Origin of the sequence: Ancylobacter amanitiformis (assembly GCF_030814815.1) — a bacterium.
In the GTDB taxonomy this organism is placed as follows: Bacteria; Pseudomonadota; Alphaproteobacteria; order Rhizobiales; family Xanthobacteraceae; genus Ancylobacter; species Ancylobacter amanitiformis.
Genome location: NZ_JAUSVR010000005.1, coordinates 39,710 through 57,202, shown reverse-complemented (window position 1 = coordinate 57,202; position 17,493 = coordinate 39,710). Strand labels below are relative to the sequence as shown.

The 17,493-nt window shown below is 70.0% G+C and carries 17 protein-coding genes; 5 read left to right on the top strand and 12 right to left on the bottom strand.

Going from position 1 to position 17,493, the window contains the following annotated elements:
* Nucleotides 1-5 precede the first annotated feature (5 nt).
* From miaB to QOZ99_RS09470, 9 genes are all read right to left on the bottom strand, one after another.
* On the bottom strand, nucleotides 6-1,427 hold the full coding sequence (gene miaB / locus QOZ99_RS09510) for a tRNA (N6-isopentenyl adenosine(37)-C2)-methylthiotransferase MiaB (RefSeq protein ID WP_306889737.1): 1,422 nt from the start codon (nucleotides 1,425-1,427) through the stop codon (nucleotides 6-8).
* Between the two features lie 247 nt (nucleotides 1,428-1,674).
* Complete coding sequence (gene olsA, locus QOZ99_RS09505) at nucleotides 1,675-2,472, bottom strand: lyso-ornithine lipid O-acyltransferase (RefSeq protein WP_306889736.1); 798 nt, start codon at nucleotides 2,470-2,472, stop codon at nucleotides 1,675-1,677.
* A gap of 9 nt (nucleotides 2,473-2,481) precedes the next feature.
* Nucleotides 2,482-2,910, bottom strand: a complete 429-nt coding sequence (locus tag QOZ99_RS09500; RefSeq protein WP_306889735.1) for a Fur family transcriptional regulator — start codon at nucleotides 2,908-2,910, stop codon at nucleotides 2,482-2,484.
* Between the two features lie 77 nt (nucleotides 2,911-2,987).
* On the bottom strand, nucleotides 2,988-3,485 hold the full coding sequence (rimI, locus tag QOZ99_RS09495; RefSeq protein WP_306889734.1) for a ribosomal protein S18-alanine N-acetyltransferase: 498 nt from the start codon (nucleotides 3,483-3,485) through the stop codon (nucleotides 2,988-2,990).
* Nucleotides 3,482-4,165: a tRNA (adenosine(37)-N6)-threonylcarbamoyltransferase complex dimerization subunit type 1 TsaB gene (gene tsaB / locus QOZ99_RS09490; protein WP_306889733.1), complete on the bottom strand. Its 684-nt coding sequence runs from the start codon at nucleotides 4,163-4,165 to the stop codon at nucleotides 3,482-3,484. Before tsaB ends, rimI begins: the two co-directional genes overlap by 4 nt.
* A 138-nt stretch (nucleotides 4,166-4,303) precedes the next feature.
* A complete protein-coding gene (locus QOZ99_RS09485; RefSeq protein WP_306889732.1) occupies nucleotides 4,304-4,858 on the bottom strand; it encodes a NifU family protein in 555 nt (184 codons plus the stop codon).
* A gap of 144 nt (nucleotides 4,859-5,002) precedes the next feature.
* Nucleotides 5,003-5,500, bottom strand: a complete 498-nt coding sequence (locus QOZ99_RS09480; protein WP_306889731.1) for a universal stress protein — start codon at nucleotides 5,498-5,500, stop codon at nucleotides 5,003-5,005.
* Nucleotides 5,501-5,660: 160 nt separating this feature from the next.
* A complete protein-coding gene (trpS, locus tag QOZ99_RS09475; protein WP_306889730.1) occupies nucleotides 5,661-6,707 on the bottom strand; it encodes a tryptophan--tRNA ligase in 1,047 nt (348 codons plus the stop codon).
* Nucleotides 6,708-6,814: 107 nt separating this feature from the next.
* Complete coding sequence (locus QOZ99_RS09470) at nucleotides 6,815-8,377, bottom strand: lipid II flippase MurJ (protein ID WP_306889729.1); 1,563 nt, start codon at nucleotides 8,375-8,377, stop codon at nucleotides 6,815-6,817.
* Nucleotides 8,378-8,565: 188 nt separating this feature from the next.
* Here QOZ99_RS09470 and QOZ99_RS09465 point away from each other — a divergent pair, with 188 nt between their 5' ends.
* Together QOZ99_RS09465 and QOZ99_RS09460 are read left to right on the top strand one after the other, a co-directional pair.
* A complete protein-coding gene (locus QOZ99_RS09465; RefSeq protein WP_306889728.1) occupies nucleotides 8,566-9,564 on the top strand; it encodes an adenosine kinase in 999 nt (332 codons plus the stop codon).
* A gap of 140 nt (nucleotides 9,565-9,704) precedes the next feature.
* Complete coding sequence (locus tag QOZ99_RS09460) at nucleotides 9,705-10,562, top strand: class I SAM-dependent methyltransferase (RefSeq protein WP_306889727.1); 858 nt, start codon at nucleotides 9,705-9,707, stop codon at nucleotides 10,560-10,562.
* Between the two features lie 110 nt (nucleotides 10,563-10,672).
* On the opposite strand, the gene QOZ99_RS09455 is transcribed toward QOZ99_RS09460, so the two are convergent.
* Nucleotides 10,673-11,221: an ActR/PrrA/RegA family redox response regulator transcription factor gene (locus QOZ99_RS09455; protein WP_306889726.1), complete on the bottom strand. Its 549-nt coding sequence runs from the start codon at nucleotides 11,219-11,221 to the stop codon at nucleotides 10,673-10,675.
* A 96-nt stretch (nucleotides 11,222-11,317) separates the two neighbouring features.
* On the bottom strand, nucleotides 11,318-12,697 hold the full coding sequence (locus tag QOZ99_RS09450) for an ActS/PrrB/RegB family redox-sensitive histidine kinase (RefSeq protein WP_306889725.1): 1,380 nt from the start codon (nucleotides 12,695-12,697) through the stop codon (nucleotides 11,318-11,320).
* 237 nt (nucleotides 12,698-12,934) lie between these two features.
* On the opposite strand from QOZ99_RS09450, the gene QOZ99_RS09445 reads away from it, so the two are divergent.
* Nucleotides 12,935-14,305: a polyhydroxyalkanoate depolymerase gene (locus QOZ99_RS09445; RefSeq protein ID WP_306889724.1), complete on the top strand. Its 1,371-nt coding sequence runs from the start codon at nucleotides 12,935-12,937 to the stop codon at nucleotides 14,303-14,305.
* On the opposite strand, the gene QOZ99_RS09440 is transcribed toward QOZ99_RS09445, so the two are convergent.
* Nucleotides 14,290-15,186, bottom strand: a complete 897-nt coding sequence (locus QOZ99_RS09440; RefSeq protein ID WP_306889723.1) for a LysR family transcriptional regulator — start codon at nucleotides 15,184-15,186, stop codon at nucleotides 14,290-14,292. The genes QOZ99_RS09445 and QOZ99_RS09440 overlap by 16 nt on opposite strands.
* A gap of 135 nt (nucleotides 15,187-15,321) precedes the next feature.
* Between QOZ99_RS09440 and QOZ99_RS09435 the strand changes: the two genes are divergently transcribed.
* A complete protein-coding gene (locus tag QOZ99_RS09435) occupies nucleotides 15,322-16,086 on the top strand; it encodes an SDR family oxidoreductase (protein WP_306889722.1) in 765 nt (254 codons plus the stop codon).
* A gap of 196 nt (nucleotides 16,087-16,282) precedes the next feature.
* A complete protein-coding gene (locus QOZ99_RS09430; RefSeq protein ID WP_306889721.1) occupies nucleotides 16,283-17,383 on the top strand; it encodes a bifunctional transcriptional activator/DNA repair enzyme AdaA in 1,101 nt (366 codons plus the stop codon).
* Nucleotides 17,384-17,493 lie beyond the last annotated feature (110 nt).

Sequence of the window (17,493 nt, the reverse complement as noted above, 5' to 3'; positions counted from 1 at the left end):
CACGCTCACGCCTCCACCTTCTCGCTCTGCCTCGCCGAACGCTTTTCGCCGACATTACCGGCGAAGAATTCGCCCCCGATGATGTCGCCCGAAAGACTCTTGGTGCTGACCTCGCGCACGTCAACCAGCGCCAGCGTGCCGATCGCCTCGACCGGCGCCTCGACCACCACCGACTGCAGATAGGGCGAGCGGCCGATGAGCTGGCCGGGGAAACGGCCCGGCTTCTCCAGCAGGATCTCGAAGCGGCGGCCGCGGCAGGCGGCGTCGAACGCCGCCTTCTGCCGGTCCAGCAGGGCCTGCAGCGCATGGATGCGCGCCGATTTCACGTCCTCGGGAACCTGCCCGTCCATGCTGGCCGCCGGCGTGCCGGGGCGCGAGGAATATTTGAACGAGAAGGCGCCGGCAAAGCCGACCTTTTCGACGAGGTCCATCGTGTCGGCGAAATCCTCGTCGGTCTCGCCGGGAAAGCCGACGATGAAATCGGAGGAGAAGGCAATGTCCGGCCGGGCCGCACGCACCTTTTCCACGATCGCGAAAAACAGTTCGCGGTCGTGCCGGCGGTTCATCGCCGCGAGGATGCGGTTGGAGCCCGACTGCACCGGCAGATGCAGGTAGGGCATCAGCGCGGGCATGTCGCGATGGGCAGCGATCAGGTCGTCATCCATGTCGCGCGGGTGGCTGGTCGTGTAGCGCACCCGGGCGATGCCCGGAATCTGCGCGACGCGACGCACCAGTTCGGCGAGGCCGACATCGCGCCCGCCTGCGTCAACGCCGTGATAGCCGTTGACGTTCTGGCCGATCAGCGTCACCTCGCGCACCCCGCCATCGGCGAGGCGGATCACCTCGTCGAGGATCCTGGCCACCGGGCGCGAGACCTCGGCGCCGCGCGTATAGGGCACGACGCAGAAGGTGCAGAACTTGTCGCAGCCTTCCTGCACGGTGACAAAGGCGGTAGGGCCGCGCTTGGCGATGGCGGCGCGGCTCGGGGGCGGGAGAAAATCGAACTTGTCCTCGACCGGGAATTCGGTCTCGACGATGCCGGCGCGGCGGTTGGAACCGCGCGCTTCCGCCTGCGCGATCAGCTCGGGCAGCTTGTGATAGCTCTGCGGGCCGACCACGAGGTCGACGCTGCGGGCGCGCTTGAGGATTTCCGCGCCTTCCGCCTGCGCGACGCAGCCGGCGACCGCCACCATCTGCCGACGGCCGGCTTCTTCCTGGCTTTTGCGCAGGCGCCCCAGCTCGGAATAGACCTTCTCGGCCGCCTTCTCGCGGATATGGCAGGTGTTGAGAATGACGAGGTCGGCGTCATCGGCCGTGTCGGTCTCGACATAACCGTGCCCAGCCAGCGTGTCCGTCATGCGCTGGGCGTCATAGACGTTCATCTGGCAGCCGAAGGAGCGGACGTAGAGTTTGCGCGGCTCAGTCATTGCGTATCGATCGACCCGGCCCGCGCGGCGCCGGTGGCGGCGCGGTCCCTTGCGTTGAAGGTTCGGGCGCGCGACGAGAGCGCCCTCGACAAGGCGCATCCGAAAATCGTCGCTCGCACCGAGGTCGGGATCGCCTACGTCTCCACAAATGACACCTTGTGACCTGTGTAGCGGGATTCCCGCGAAAAGGGAATGCGGGAGACACGAGACGGAGGCGCCTGCGCGCACGCGTCTTGCCCGGAAAATATCAGCGCCCCGTCAGCGCGCGCGCCAGCATGGCGCGGCTCGCTGCCTCCGCCTTGAGCGTCGCCGCCTTGCGGTCGCCGGCGTCGAGCGGGGCACCGAAATGCACCTCGACATCCACCGCTCCGCGCCGCAGCACGGCGAGGAGATGGGGCGCGAGGTCCATGTCGCCATACCAGGCGAGGCGCGGGCGTCCCGTGCGGCCGAGCGGCACGCCGTTCTGGCGGACATAGGCAATGGCGAGCGGCTGGAGGATCGCCGCGCCGGCAGCATTCTCCGCTGCCGCACCCTCCCCGAGGCTCGCCCGCGCCGCGCCGATCAGCGCCGAGCGGAATTGCAGCACCCGGTTGCCGTCGCTGGACGTGCCTTCCGCGAACAGCACCACCGGATCGCCGTCATTCATCCGCGCCGCCATCTCGCCGGCCACCTTGCCGGTGGCGGTGCGGGAGGCGCGATCGACGAAGATGGTGCGCTGGAGCTTCGCCAGCAGGCCGATGCCGGGCCAGCCCGCCACCTCGCTCTTGGCGACGAAGCACAGTGGCAGGCAGGAGCCGAGCACGCAGATATCCAGCCAGGACACGTGATTGGAGACGAGCAGCAACGGACGGGCCGCCGCCGGCGCGCCCACCACGCGAACCCGCACCCCCACCAGCGCCAGCACGATGCGATGATAGAGAAGCGGCAGGGTCCGGCGCGCCGGTAGCCGGTACCGCACCGCCAGCCATTGCAAGGGGATGCCGATCAGCGTGACGAGAACTACCGGCACCAGCACCAGCCCGACCCGCAGCCCTCCCGCCCGCATGGCCCGTGCTCAGTCCGTCTTCTTGTCGAGCGGCACGCCGTAGAGTTCCAGCCGGTGGCCGATCAGCCGGTAGCCCAGCTTGCGGGCGACCTCTTCCTGCAGCCGCTCGATTTCCTCCGATCGGAACTCGACGACCGTGCCCGAGCGCAGGTCGATCAGATGGTCGTGGTGCTCGTCCGGCACCGGCTCATAGCGCGAGCGCCCGTCGCGGAAATCGTGCCGCTCGATGATGCCGGCATCCTCGAACAGCTTGACCGTGCGGTAGACGGTGGAGATCGAGATGCGGTCGTCGATCGCGGCGGCGCGACGGTGCAGCTCCTCCACGTCGGGATGGTCCTGTGCATCGGCGATGATGCGGGCGATGACGCGACGCTGGTCGGTCATGCGCAGGCCCAGCGTCATGCAGGCTTCCTCGATGGCGGTTGGCTTTTCGTTCATCTACGCCCGGTCTCCCGTCGCGGCCTGCGGTTCCCGATGCCTTATGGCGCAGGCGGAACGCAAAGGGCAATCGTCTCTCAGGCGATATCGCGCCGCATCACCAGCGCCGCCGCCGGTTCGCCCGCCGCGCTGCGATAATAGCCCGACCGCCGGCCGATCTCCTGAAAGCCGGTGTGCTGGTAGAGCCGCAGGGCCGGCGCATTGCCTTCCTCGACCTCCAGGAACACGGTCCTGAAGCCCTGGGCGGCCAGTTCGGCGAAGGCGGCCACCACCAGCCGGCGCGCGATGCCCTCGCCCCGGCGGGACGGGGCGACCGCGACGGAGAGAATCTCCATCTCCGGTGACACCCCGCTGAGCAGGATAAAGCCGAGTATGCGCCCGTTCGGGCCTTCCGTCGCCACCAGGCATCGGCTGAGCCGGTTCGCCAGCAGGCGCTCGAATTCCGGCGCGTCCCAGCCGATGCGGAAGCTCTGCGAATGGATCTGCGCGAGCGCGTCGGCATCGGCCGAACAGGCCGTTCGCAGCGCCGTGTCCGGGCGCGTGATGCCGAGAAGCTCGAACAGCCGCGAGGTCATCGTCGCGCGATCCTCGCGGCCGTCTGCGGCTTGGCGTCGGCCTCGCGCAGATAGAGAGGGCGCGGCTCGGAGCGGGCGGGATCGGCGACGCTGGCGAGGCGGGCGAGCCAGACCGCATCGGGCGTGGCGGCGGGGTCGACGCTGATCGGGGGCCTCTCGCCGGACGGCCAGGCCTGCGCCAGCAGCGCGGCGCCCGAGCCGACGATGCGCACCGGGCCGATGGCGATGGAGCGGGCGGCATCCTTCAGCGCCATGGCGCGCGGGCCCACCAGCACGCGCCCGGCGGCGCCGATCATCTGCAGATAGACATTGCCGTGGCGCGCATCGATCGCCGCCGCCACCGGCACCGCGTCGTTCACCGCGAGCAGCGGCGCGGCGAGCACGGCCAGCGTGGACAGGCCGATGACCGGCCGGCCGGTGGCGATGCGGAAGCCGCGCGCGGCCGACAGCCCGACCCGCAGGCCGGTGAAACTGCCCGGGCCGACGGTGACGGCGAAGCCGTCAATGTCACCGAACCCGATTCGCGCCTGCTGCATGACCGCGTCGACCATCGGAATCAACGCCTCGGCATGGCCACGGCTCATCATCTCGTGCCCGGACGCCAGCGTCTGGTGCGAGGTCGTGTCGTAAAGCGCCACGGAACAGGCTTCGAGCGCGGTATCGAGGGCGAGAATCAGCATCGTTTCAACCTGTCGCCGCTCACGATGCACACGCTCCGCGCCGGAATGAAAGGGACCGGCGCGGCTCGGCAGACCGCGACTTCGGCAGACCGCGACTTCGGCAGGCTGCGGCTTCGGCGGGCCGCGGCTTCTGGAGGATCAGACCGGCCGGACTTCCACCACGTCGGGGACGAAATGGCGCAGCAGGTTCTCGATGCCGTTCTTCAGCGTCGCCGTGGAGGAAGGGCAGCCCGAGCACGAGCCCTTCATGGCGAGAAACACCACGCCGTCCTTGTAACCGCGGAACGTGATGTCGCCGCCATCATTGGCCACGGCCGGCCGGACGCGGGTATCGATCAGCTCGCGGATCGTATCGACCACGCCCGCATCCTCGGCGGCGAAGAAGGCATCGTCCTCGGCATGTTCATGGTCGTCCGGCAGCAGCGTCTGGCCGGAGACGAAATGTTCCATGATCGCGCCGAGAATGGCGGGCTTGAGATGCGCCCATTCGGCGCTGTCCTTGGTGACGGTCACGAAGTCCGAGCCGAAGAACACGCCGGTGACGCCGGCAATATCGAACAGCCGGCTGGCGAGCGGCGAGCGCGCGGCCTCGCCGGCGTCGCGCGCCTCGAAGGTGCCCTGGCCGAGCACGGTGCGGCCGGGCAGGAACTTGAGCGTGGAAGGATTGGGGGTGGCTTCGGTCTGGATGAACATGGCTGTCTCCTTGCCCACCGGGGTTCAAGGCCGCGGCGACGGGGAATGTGCCCTCTAGATAAGCTCTCCCGGAGCGGAGGGGAAGGGATCGGCCGCACGCATCCCGCGCATCCCGCGCCGGCGAGCGGCCGGGGAGCCGCAGCCTCAGGCCAGCGCGTCGATCTCGGCGTCCGACAGCGTGCCGGGAACGAGGGTGATGGGAATGCCCAGGCCGGCCCAGAGCCCGGAGCCGAGCGAGGATATCAGCGAGGCCGGCGCCTCGCGCCCGGCATGCACGGCCACCACCAGCAGCGCGATATCCTCGTCCGCCTCGATGAGCTTGTGAATCTCGTCGGCCACCGCGCCCTCGCGGATGAGCGTCTGCGCCGTGACGCCGGCGACCGAGCGGGCGCGCGCGGCCAGATGATCGAGCCGCGCCGTCGCCTTGTCGGTGGCCTCGGCGCGCATCAGTTCGGCGACGCCGAACCACTGGGTTTCCACGTCGGCCAGCGTGAGAACGCGCAGCAGCACCAGCCCGCCGGCGGTGCGTGCCGCCCGGCGCGCGGCGTAATAGACCGCGCGGTCGCATTCGGGCGAATCGTCCACCACCACCAGGAGCTTGCGCAGGTGGCCGGGTTCGTGGATCTGGCGCCGGCGCGTCATGGGATCTTCCCCGGATGGAGCCGTGTCGGCACGATCGGCCGCCGCGACGGACGCAGAAGCAAAGGCGCAGGGTCGACAGGCGGGCACGCCACGCGGCCGCCGGGCCTCCGCTCATAGCACGGGCCGGGCCCGGCCGCGCGGGGCGCGCGGGGCGCCGGCCTCAGCGCACGAAGCCGACAATGTCCTTCACCTGGTTCAGGGTCTCGTCCGCCAGCACGCGGGCGCGGGCGGCGCCGTCGCGCAGGATGGCGTCGATATGTTCCGGCTCGGCCACGAGGCGCTTCATCTCACCGCCGATCGGCCCGAGCTTCGCCACCGCGAGGTCGACCAGCGCCGACTTGAAGGTGGAGAACTGCCCGCCGCCGAAATCGGCCAGCACCTGTTCCTTCGGCATGTCGGACAGGGCGGCATAGATGCCCACCAGATTGTCCGCCTCCGGCCGGCCCTTCAGCCCCTCGGCCTCGGTGGGCAGCGGCTCGGGGTCGGTCTTGGCCTTGCGGATCTTCGAGGCGACCTGGTCGGCCTCATCGGTGAGGTTGATGCGCGAGAGGTCGGAAGGATCGGATTTCGACATCTTCTTCGAGCCGTCGCGCAGGCTCATCACCCGCGCCGCCGGCCCGCCGATCAGCGGCTCCGTGAGGGGGAAGAAGGCCTCCCCGGTCTCTCCGAGCCCGAGCCCGAGGCGGGTGATGGTCGGGCCGAAATCACTGTTGAACTTCTGCGCGATGTCGCGCGTCAGCTCCAGATGCTGCTTCTGGTCCTCGCCCACCGGCACATGGGTGGCGCGGTAGAGCAGGATGTCGGCCGCCATCAGGCTGGGATAGGCGTAAAGGCCGACCGAGGCGTTCTCGCGGTCCTTGCCGGCTTTTTCCTTGAACTGGGTCATGCGGTTGAGCCAGCCCAGCCGCGCGACGCAGTTGAACACCCAGGCGAGTTCGGCGTGTCCGGAAACCTGGCTCTGGTTGAACACGATGTGCCGGGCGGGGTCGATGCCGGAGGCGATGAAGGCGGCCGTGACCTCGCGGATCTGCTTCTTCAGCTCCACCGGGTCCTGCCAGACCGTGATCGCGTGCAGGTCGACCACGCAATAGATGCAGTCATAGCGGTCCTGCAGCGCCACGAAGCGCTGGATGGCGCCGAGATAATTGCCCAGATGCAGATTTCCGGTCGGCTGGACGCCGGAAAACACACGCTGCTGAAATTCCATGTCGTGACGTCCTGATCGTCAAGCGCGGCCGCGATGGAGGGCGCCGCGCGTCGCGCTATGGCACGCAAGGCCCGGGCGGGCAAGCGCAAGGGTGAAACCGGCGCGGTTCACGGGTGGTTCCGGCGCGGCGATTGGCGCAGCGCGGCCCGGAGCCGGGCGAATTCCACGCCGCCAAAGGCCCGCGCCATCCCGCCATAGACCCCCACCCCGAGCAGGACGAGCCCGGCCAGCGCGCCGGCCGCGCCCCATCCGTTCGCGGCGAAGGTGTCGCCGGTGAAGGTGGCGGCCAGCGCGATGGCACCTGCCATCCCCAGCGCGGCCGCCACCAGCCCGCCAATCCGCCGCCGGGCCGGGCGGGAAAGCGTGAGATGCCCGCGGCGGGCCAGCCCGAGGCCGAGCACGCCCAGCCCAATGAGGCTGGAGACGAGGACGCCCAGCGCCGGCCCGGCCATGCCGAGCATGGCTGCCCCGGCAAACCCGGCCGCGCCGCCGGCCAGCAGCGCCGCCAGCCCCGCCTGCGTCACCAGCCGCGCGAAGCCGCGCGAAAAGGCGATCGCCGCGAGGATCTTTTCCACCGCCTGCAGCGGCAGCGACAGCGCGAGAAGCGCGAGCGCGGTGGCGGTGAGCGCGCTCGCCTGCCGGTCGAAGGCGCCGCGCTCGAACAGCACGGTGACGATCGGGTGTGCCAGCACGGCAAGGCCCAGCGCGGCGGGCAGGGCGAGGGCGAGCGCCGCCTCGATGCCGCGTGCGCCGAGTTCGTGGCCCGGCCGCCCCTCCTCCGAAGTCAGCGCCGGCAGCAGCACCGCCCCCGCGCTGGCGCCGATCAGCCCGAGCGGCAGCTCCACGAGACGGGTGGCGTAGAACAGCGCCGCGATGCCCCCGGTGATGCTGGAGGCGGCCGCGGCGGCCACCAGAAAGCGCAGCTGCGGCAGCGCGGCGGCGAACAGCGTCGGCGGCGCGGCCTTGAGCATCGCCCCTGCCGCCCGAAACGCCGCGCGCGACAGGTGCCCGTCAAACGTGCCGCGCGGCACGCTCAGAAAATTCAGCCCGAACTGCGTCACCGCGCCGGCCACCGCGCCCGCCGCCAGCCAGGCGATCGCCATTGCCGGTGCCATGTGGTGCGCGCCGGCGACATAGAGCGCGACCAGCAGCGCCAGCACCACGACATTGGCCGCCGCCGGCGCGAGGGAAGGGCGCGCGAAGCGCCCGGCGGCATTGGCGAGCGCGGCGAACACCCCCGCCAGCATGGCGAGCGGCAGGCAGATGACGGTGAGCCGCCCGGCGAACACGGCTCCCTCGGCCCTCGGTCCCTCGCCGGGAAAGCCGGGGGCCAGCAGCGCGATGACGCCGGGCATCAACAGGTAGAGCAGGACGGCCAGCGCGGTCGCGGCGAGGGCGAACAGCACGACCGCCGCCGCGGCGCGGGCGCGGGTTTCCACGCTGCCCCGCTGCCCCGCCGGCCCGCCCAGATGCGGCAGGATCGCCGCGTTCAGCGCGCCTTCCCCGAGCAGCCGCCGCGCCAGCTGCGGCAGGGCGAGGCCCGCCACGCCGGCATCCGCCACCACGCCGGTGCCGAACAGCGCCGCCACCCCGGCATCGCGCGCGAAGCCGAGCACCCGCGAGGCGAGGGTGAGCAGCGCGACGGTGGAGGCATGACGCAGCAGGGCCATGCGCCTGCGATAAAGGAAACCGGCCGGCAAGAGAAGGACCCGCAAGAGAAGGACCGGCAGAAGAAGGGACGAGCGAAGGGGCGAGGTTGGCCCGACAGGCGTTGCGAGCGGCCCGCGCGTCTGCTACCGCCACTGCGGTTCCGCCCGGATGCTCCCGCCGCCGCCCGCCCTTCAAGGAAAGCGCCTCCATGATTGTCCAGCAGCTTGATGTGATCGGCTTCGGCAATGCCATCGTCGACGTGATTGCCCGCTCCGAGGAGGCGTTTCTTGATCGGCACGGCATGCGCAAGGGCGGCATGACGCTGATCGACGAGGCGCGGGCCGAGGCGGTCTATGCCGACATGGGGCCAGGCGTGGAAATTTCCGGCGGCTCGGCGGCCAATACCATGGTGGGTATCGCCGCGCTGGGCGGGCGGGCCGGCTTCATCGGCAAGGTGCGCGACGACGAGCTGGGCGGCATCTTCGCCCATGACATCCGCGCCGCCGGCGTCGCCTATGCCACACCCGCCGCGTCCGGCGGGCCGACCACCGCGCGCTGCCTCATCCTCGTCACGCCCGACGGCGAGCGCACGATGAACACCTATCTCGGCGCGGCGCAGCACCTGACGCCCGCCGATGTGGACGCGAACGCGGTGGCAAGCGCCGGCGTCACCTATCTCGAAGGCTATCTGTGGGACCCCGCGGAGGCCAAACAGGCCTTTCTCAAGGCCGCCGACATCGCCCACAAGGCCGGCCGCACGGTCGCGCTCACGCTGTCGGACGCGTTCTGCGTCGGGCGCTACCGGGCGGAATTCCTCAATCTCATGCGCGAGGGCGTCGTCGATCTCGTCTTCGCCAATGAGGCGGAGCTGACCGCGCTCTACGAGACCGGGTTCGATGAGGCGCTGGCCCAGCTGCGCCGCGACGTGACGCGCGGCGTCGTCACGCGCAGCGAGAAGGGCGCGCTGTCGGTGGCGGGCGAGGATCTGGTCATGGTGCCCGCCCATGGCGTGGCGAAGGTGGTGGACACCACGGGCGCGGGCGACCTGTTCGCGAGCGGCTACCTGCACGGCTTCGCCCGCGGCTTCACCCCGGAGGAATCATTGAAGCTCGGCGCGCTCGCCGCCGCCGAGATCATCAGCCATATCGGGGCCCGCCCCGAGCAGGGCCTGAAGGCGCTGGCGCTGGAGAACGGCCTCCGGGTGTGAGGGCGCGGCGCGTCCGGGAGCGGCGGGTATAGGGACGGCGGGCGTCGGGGCCAGCGCAGCGTCCCACAACCGACATGTTGAGCGTCCAGGGTGCGCGGCAAATGGCTTCGCCCTGCGGTGGAGCGCGCGTGGAGCCGGCCATGTCCCTTTCAACGTCCCCCTCAGCGTCTCTTGCCGCGTCTCTTGCCGAACCCGAGATCATCCCCTTCGATCCCAGCCGCTTCCGCTCCACCGCCGCGTTCTACGACCGCTACCGGCTGCCCTATCCGCCCGAGCTGATCGCCCGTGTGGCGCTGCGGCTCGGGCTCGCGCCGGGCGACCGGGTGCTCGACCTCGGCTGCGGGCCGGGGCCGCTCGCCATTGCCTTCGCGCAGCGGGGATATGACGTGACGGCGATGGATCCCGAGCCCTCGATGCTGGAAGCGGCGCGTCTGGGCGCCGAGGCGGCGGGTGTCAGGCTGACCCTCATCGAAGGCTCCTCCTACGACCTGTCCCCGGCGCTGGGCCGCTTCCGCGCGGTGCTGATGGGCCGGGCGTTCCACTGGATGGACCGGGTCGCGACGCTCAAGGCGCTCGACGCGCTGGTCGAGCCTGAGGGCGCCGTGGTGCTGATGGGCGACCGCCGGCTGCACGCGGCGCCCGATTATCACGCCGTGCTCGACAAGCTGGCCGAGAAGCACGCGCCGGCGCGCTACGCCGACCGCAAGCTCAGGCGCGGGCCGGACTGGGTGCCGCATGAGGCGGTGCTGCTGGCCTCGCCCTTCGCCTGGCTGGAGCGCACCGCCCGCATCCTGGCGCGCGAGCGCCGCATCGACGAGGTGGTCGGCCTCGCCTTCTCGCGCTCGATCACCTCGCCCGCGGCATTGGGCGAAGCGCGCCCGGCGTTTGAAGCCGAGCTGCGCACCGACCTCGCCCGGCTGACGCCGGAAGGGGTGTTCCATGACGTGGTGGAGGCCGGCGCGGTGATGGCCTTCCGGCAGGCGCCGAGGGAGGCGTAGGTCGCGCCTGGAGGATTTTCGAGCGACGCGGATTCCGGTTCGCGTGAAGAAAATGCGTCAGTACAACAACCGAGAGCTTTTCCGGTGAACCGGAGTTCGCCGGAAAAGCTCTAGCGCGGCGCGCGCTTGGCGAGGATGCGCTGGAGTGTGCGGCGGTGCATGGAGAGGCGCCGCGCGGTCTCCGACACGTTGCGTCCGCACAATTCATACACGCGCTGGATATGTTCCCAGCGCACCCGGTCGGCCGACATCGGGTTCTCCGGCAATTGCGGCTTGTAGTCGCCCTGCACGCTCAGCGCGGCGCAGATGTCGTCGGCGTCGGCCGGCTTGGCGAGATAGTCGACCGCGCCCATCTTCACCGCGTTAACGGCGGTGGCGATGTTGCCGTAGCCGGTGAGGATGATGCCGCGGGCTTCCGGGCGGCGACGCTTCAGCGCGGAGATGACGTCGAGCCCGTTGCCGTCGGCGAGGCGCATGTCCACCACCGCGAAGGCCGGCGCGCCGCCCTCGACGCTGGCCAGCCCGTCGGCGACCGTCTCGGCGGTGGTGACGATGAAGCCGCGCGATTCCATGGCCCGCGCCAGACGCTGCAGGAACGGGCGATCATCGTCCACGATCAGCAGCGATCGATCCTGAGTCTCAGACGTCACATCCAACATTGGGTCTTTCCCGGGCGCCGCGCGGAAATCATCGCTCTTTTTTCTGCCGAAACAGTACACCGGCCGGCCCGCGAGTGCAAAATTGTCGCAGCATCCTCAGCCGCGCGGGGCTGCCGGCCGGCCCTCCGGCCCTCCGGCCGGATCGCCCGAGATATCGACCCGCGCGCGCGGCCAGCGCACCGTCACCGAGGCGCCATGCGCGGGCGCCGTGCGGTTGGCGAAGGCGATTTCCGCTCCCGAGCGCTCCAGCAGCGTCTTGGCGATGAACACGCCGAGGCCGAGCCCCTCGCTGCTGTCCTCGCCCGCCTCCACGGCATCGCGGCGCCAGCGGTTGCGGCCGCGGCTGGTCACGTAGGGGGCGCCGATGGAATCGATCAGTTCCGGAGGAAAGCCCGGCCCGTCATCGGTGATGGTGACGGTGACGTCGGCATGGTTCCAGTTGGCGACGATATTGACCCGGCCGGCTGCGAAATCGACCGCGTTCTCCACGATGTTGCCGAGCCCGTACAGCAGGCCGGGATTGCGGGCGATGACCGGCTCGTCAATGCCGCGCGCCGGCAGCGTGACCTCGATGACGATGCCGAAATTGCGGTGCGGCGCCACCACGTCCTCCAGGATATGCGACAGCGGCATGCGGTCGAACGGGGCATCGCCCGCCTCCAGCGAGGTGAGCGTGCGCAGGATGGCGCGGCAGCGCTGGGCCTGCTCGCCCAGCAGGCGGATGTCGTCCGCCATCGGGCTCCCGGCGGGAAGCGCCCGCGCCAGTTCCTTCGCCACCAGCGTGATGGTGGCGAGCGGCGTGCCGAGTTCATGCGCGGCGGCGGCGGCCATGCCGTCCAGCGCCGAGAGGTGCTGCTCGCGCGCCAGCACCAGTTCGGTGGCGGCGAGCGCCTCGGAAAGCTCCCGCGTCTCCTCCGCCACGCGCCAGGCATGCACGCCGATGAAGGCGATGGCGATGGCGAGCGCCACCCAGATGGCGGCGAGGTAGACCGGCGGCAGCACCGGGCCGGCGCCCAGATCGTCCGCCGACCACGGCAGCGGCATCTGCCACAACCCCACCAGCGCCGCGCAGGCCGCCGCCAGCATGCCGAGCAGGATGGTGGTGCGCGGGGAGAGCGCCGTCGCCGAGATCAGCACGGGGGCGAGGAACAGGAAGGCGAAGGGGTTGGCGAGCCCGCCGGTGAGGAACAGCAGGGCGCCGAGCTGGAGGATGTCATAGGCCAGAAGCCAGGCCGCCTCGATGTCCGAGAGCCGCCGCGCGCCCGGATTGCGCAGCCGGAGCGCGAGGTTCAGCCAGGCCGAGAGCGCCACCACGGCCAGGCAGGCGCCCAGCGGCAGGCTGAAGCCGAGCAGCCAGTGCACCACCACGATAGCCAGCGTCTGGCCCGAAATCGCGAGCCATCGCAAGCGGATGAGCGTATCGAGTCGCAGCCCGAAAAAGCGTTCGCCAATAGGATGTTCCAGCGAAAGCATCATGATTCCCCGTCGCGCCGCCCTCTATAGCCGCTAATGTGACGGCACGGCGAGAAACGTGATTCGTTGACGTCGCTCCGAAAACGCCTATGTATGCTGCAACGCACAACAAGGTGCGGTCAGGGAATGACGCTGGCGGGGAGCCGCGGCCGCTACCGACACGCGCAGCGCGGGCGGTAGCGCAGGGCCGCACCTGCCGCCGGAGCGAAGCAGGCGGTTCGCCTGAGGATGGAGGCTTTCATGGCGATCGGCGTTTTCGGCGATGTCCCCGACGCTGAGGAGGCGGTCCGCGCGCCCGACGTGGCGCTCGAGACGGTGACCTCCTTTTCCAAGCCGCTCTACTGGATGTTCGAGATGGGCCATGCGGCCCTCGATCCGCTGCGGGTGATCGCGGATGCGGGCAAGCTCTATTACCGCAACCCGGTCAACCCGCTCGCCCATACCGGTTTCGGCAAGTCGATGTCCGCCGCCTGCGAGATGTTCGAGCGCTCGACCCGGCGCTACGGCAAGCCGGACTGGGGCATTACCGAGACAGTGGTGGGCGCGACCCGCGTGCCGGTGGAGATCGAGACCGTCTGGGAGCGGCCCTTCTGCAAGCTGCTGCATTTCCGGCGCGACTTCGCCGAGCCGCCGCGCCGGCCGCAGCCGCGCATGGTGATCGTCGCCCCGCTGTCGGGCCATTACGCAACGCTGCTGCGCGGCACCGTGCAGACCCTGCTGCCCAATCACGACCTCTACATCACCGACTGGGTCGACGCCCGCAACGTGCCGATGAGCGATGGGCGCTTCGACCTCGATGATTATATCGACTACCTCATCGATATTTTCCGCCATCTCGGCGGCGGCGTGCACGCGCTCGCCGTGTGCCAGCCGGCCGTGCCGGTGCTGGCGGCGGTGGCGCGCATGGAAGACATGGGCGATCCCGATGTTCCCGCGTCCATGGTGCTGATGGGCGGGCCGATCGACACCCGCGAAAGCCCGACCGCGGTGAACCACTTCGCCGAGGCGCGCAAGATCGACTGGTTCCGCCGCAACGTCATCACCACGGTGCCGTGGCCCCATGCGGGCATCATGCGGCAGGTCTATCCCGGCTTCCTGCAGCTGCATGGCTTCATGTCGATGAACATCGAGCGCCATCTGCAGGCCCATGCCGAAATGTTCGGCCACCTCGTCAAGGGCGACGGCGATTCCGCCACCAAGCACCGCGAGTTCTACGACGAATACCTCTCGGTCATGGATCTGCCGGCGGAATATTACCTGCAGACGCTGGAAACCGTGTTCATCGACCATTCGCTGCCGAAGGGCGAGATGACCCATCGCGGCGCCCGCGTCGACACCTCGAAGATCCGCAACGTGGCGTTGCTGACCGTCGAGGGCGAGAATGACGACATTTCCGGCGTCGGGCAGACGCGGGCCGCGCATCGGCTGTGCTCCAACCTGCCCGACGACAAGAAGGCGCATTACATGCAGCCGACCGTCGGCCACTATGGCGTGTTCAACGGCTCGCGCTTCCGCGCCGAGATCGCCCCGCGCATCTCCGATTTCGTGCTGTCGCACAACTGGCCGCGCAAGGGGCACAATCAGGACGGGGAGCCTCAGGGCTCCCAGTAAGGCGGATCGCCGAAGGCGTCGCGCAGGCATTCCGCCAGCGCCCGCAGCTTCGCCGTCGGGTTGCGCCCTTCGGGATGCGCGACATAGATGAATTCCTCCTCCGGCTCCGCGCCGACCTCGATCATGCGCAGCGCGCCCGCGCGGATGTCCGGCCCGGCGATGAACAGCGGCAGCATGGCAATGCCGAGCCCGGCCGCTGCGGCGTCGCGCATCACGATGCCGTTATTCACCTGCAGCCCGACCTTGGCGCGCACCTGCACGCGGCCGGACGCAGCGACGAACTGCCAGTCGGCAAGGCCGCGATGGGTGTAGAAGATGCCGCGATGGCCATCGAGCTCGGCGAGGTCGCGCGGCGTGCCGTGCCGTTCGAGATAGTCGGCCGAGGCGACCAGCACGCGCCGGCTGCGGGCGAGGCGCCAGGCGGTGAGCGGACTGTCGCGCATCGGCCCGTGGCGGATCACGCCATCGAATCCCTCCGCCTGCGCGTCCACCACCCGGTCGTCGAGTTCGAGGCTCAGCTCGATCTGCGGATAGCGGCGCAGGAAGGGATAGAGCGCGGGGCCGATATGCAGGGTCGTCAGCGTCACCGGGGCAGAAAGGCGCAGCGGGCCGGCGAGCGTGCCGCGCCGCTCGGCCAGCGTGGCAACCGCGGCGTCGAGGCCGCGCAACGATTGCGAGGCCATTTCCAGAAAGGCCGCGCCGTCTTCCGTCAGCGACAATTTGCGGGTCGAGCGGTGCACCAGACGCGCGCCGAGACGATGTTCGAGCTGCGCCAGACGATCGCTCACCACCGATTTCGACAGGCGCAGCCGGCGCGCGGCCTCGCTGATCGAGCCGGCTTCGGCGATGGTGATGAAGGCGGCGATGCCATCCAGTTTCATCGTTCGGATTTTCCGGACATGAATTCCATTGTTAGAAGTCTAATCCGAACGAAAGGCGCGGGCCATACTCTGTGTCGAAACAGGCCGACCGGGATCGTCCGGTGGCGGACCAAACGGAAATCACGGAGAAATCCCATGCCTCGCCTCAAGGACAAGGTCGCGCTGATCACCGGCGCCAGCTCCGGCATCGGCCGCGCCACGGCGCGGCTCTTCGCGCAGGAGGGCGCGCGGGTGGTGATCGGTGCCCGTCGCCAGGCCGAGCTGGACGACACGGTCGCCGAGATCGCCGCAGCGGGCGGCGAGGCGGTCGCGCTGGCCGGTGACGTGCGTTCGGAAGACTATGCGCAGGCGCTGGTCATGCTCGCGGCCGAGCGTTTTGGCCGGCTCGACATCGCGTTCAACAATGCCGGCACGCTCGGCGAGAAGGGCCCGAGCACCGGCGTCTCGGCGAAGGGCTGGGAGGACACGCTGGCGGTCAACCTCACCGGCGCGTTCTTCGGCGCCAAGCACCAGATCGCGCAGATGCTGAAGACCGGCGGCGGCTCGGTGATCTTCACCTCGACCTTTGTCGGCTATACCACGGCATTTCCCGGGCTTGCCGCCTATGCCGCCTCGAAATCGGGACTGATCGGCCTCACCCAGGCGCTCGCCGCCGAATTCGGGCCGCAGGGTATCCGGGTCAATGCGGTGCTGCCCGGCGCGGTGGAGACCGAGATGTACCGCGAGGCCAACGACACGCCCGAGGCGCAGTCCTTCATCACCGGTCTGCACGCGCTGAAGCGGGTGGGGCGGCCGGAGGAACTGGCGCGCTCGGTGCTCTATCTCGCCTCGGACGATTCCGCCTTCGTGTCCGGCACCGCGCATCTGGTCGATGGCGGCCTGTCGATCACGCGGACCTGAGAAGCGGACGGGTCGTCGCGTCGGGAGCGATGACCTGCCCCCTCCCTCCGTCGGGGAGAGGGCAGAGGTGAGGTGGCTGCCCTCGCGTGACGGCGCTCACCCCGCGCCATCGCGGCGCCCTTGACGGTCCCGCCGCGCGGGAAATAGTCGCCCGTTTTCCGGCGGCGGGCGCGGGTGCGCGTGCTAGCGTCCGCCCATGCTCTTCGACCTGCCCGACTTCACGCTGCCGGACCCCGCCACGCTCTACCGGGCGCTGCTGGCGCGCGAGGCGACCTATGAGGGGCGCGTCTATGTCTGCGTCGCCACCACCGGCATTTTCTGCCGGCTGACCTGCCCGGCCCGCAAGCCGCTCGCCGAGAACTGCACCTTCCGGCCGACCATCGGCGAATGCATCGAGGCGGGGTTCCGCCCCTGCAAGCGCTGCCACCCGCTGCAGCCGGCGGCGGCGGCCGACCCGATGATCGCCGCCCTGCTGGCCGCGCTCGATGCGCGGCCGGAGCGGCGCTGGAGCGAGGGCGACATTGCCCGCATGGGCTATGACCTCTCGACCGTGCGCCGCGCCTTCAAGCGGCAGTTCGGCATGACCTTCCTCGACATGGCGCGGCACCGGCGCCTGCGCGAGGGCTTCGAGACGCTGGCCGGGGGCGGCACGGTGATCGAGGCGCAGCAGGAGGCGGGCTTCCAGTCCGCCAGCGCCTTCCGCGCCGCCTTCGCCCGGCTGATCGGCTGCGCGCCGGGCGATATTGCCGGGCGCGGTGCGCTGCTGGCGGACTGGATCGGCACGCCGCTGGGCGACATGATCGCGATTTCCAGCGCCTCGCACCTGCATCTGCTGGAATTTGTCGAGCGCCGCGCGCTGCCGACCGAGATCGCCCGGCTGCGCCAGCGCGCCAAGGGCGACCTCGGCATCGGCCCTCAGGCGCCGACCGAACGGATCCGCGCCGAGCTGGGCGCCTTCTTCGCCGGGAGATCGGCCGTGTTCGAGACGCCGCTGGCGCTGGACGGCAGCGCCTTCACCCGCGCGGTGTGGGCGGAACTGCGCCAGATCCCTCCCGGCGCGACGGTGAGCTACAGCGAGATCGCCCGCCGCCTCGGCCAACCCGCCGCGATCCGCGCCGTGGCCCGCGCCAATGGCGCCAACCAGCTGGCGCTGGTCATCCCCTGCCACCGTGTCATCGGCGCGGATGGCTCGCTCACCGGCTATGGCGGCGGGCTCTGGCGCAAGCAGCGTCTGCTGGAGATCGAGCAGCAGTTTCAACGAAACGGGAAGCGGCACCCGGCCGTGGCGGGCGGCTGAAACTATCGCGCGCGGGCATCCCGGCCGAACCGGGCGGGAGAGCGGCGCGCCTCGATGCCGCGCGATCCCGGATGGTCCTGCGGACCGCCCGGGATGACGAGGATCGGCGC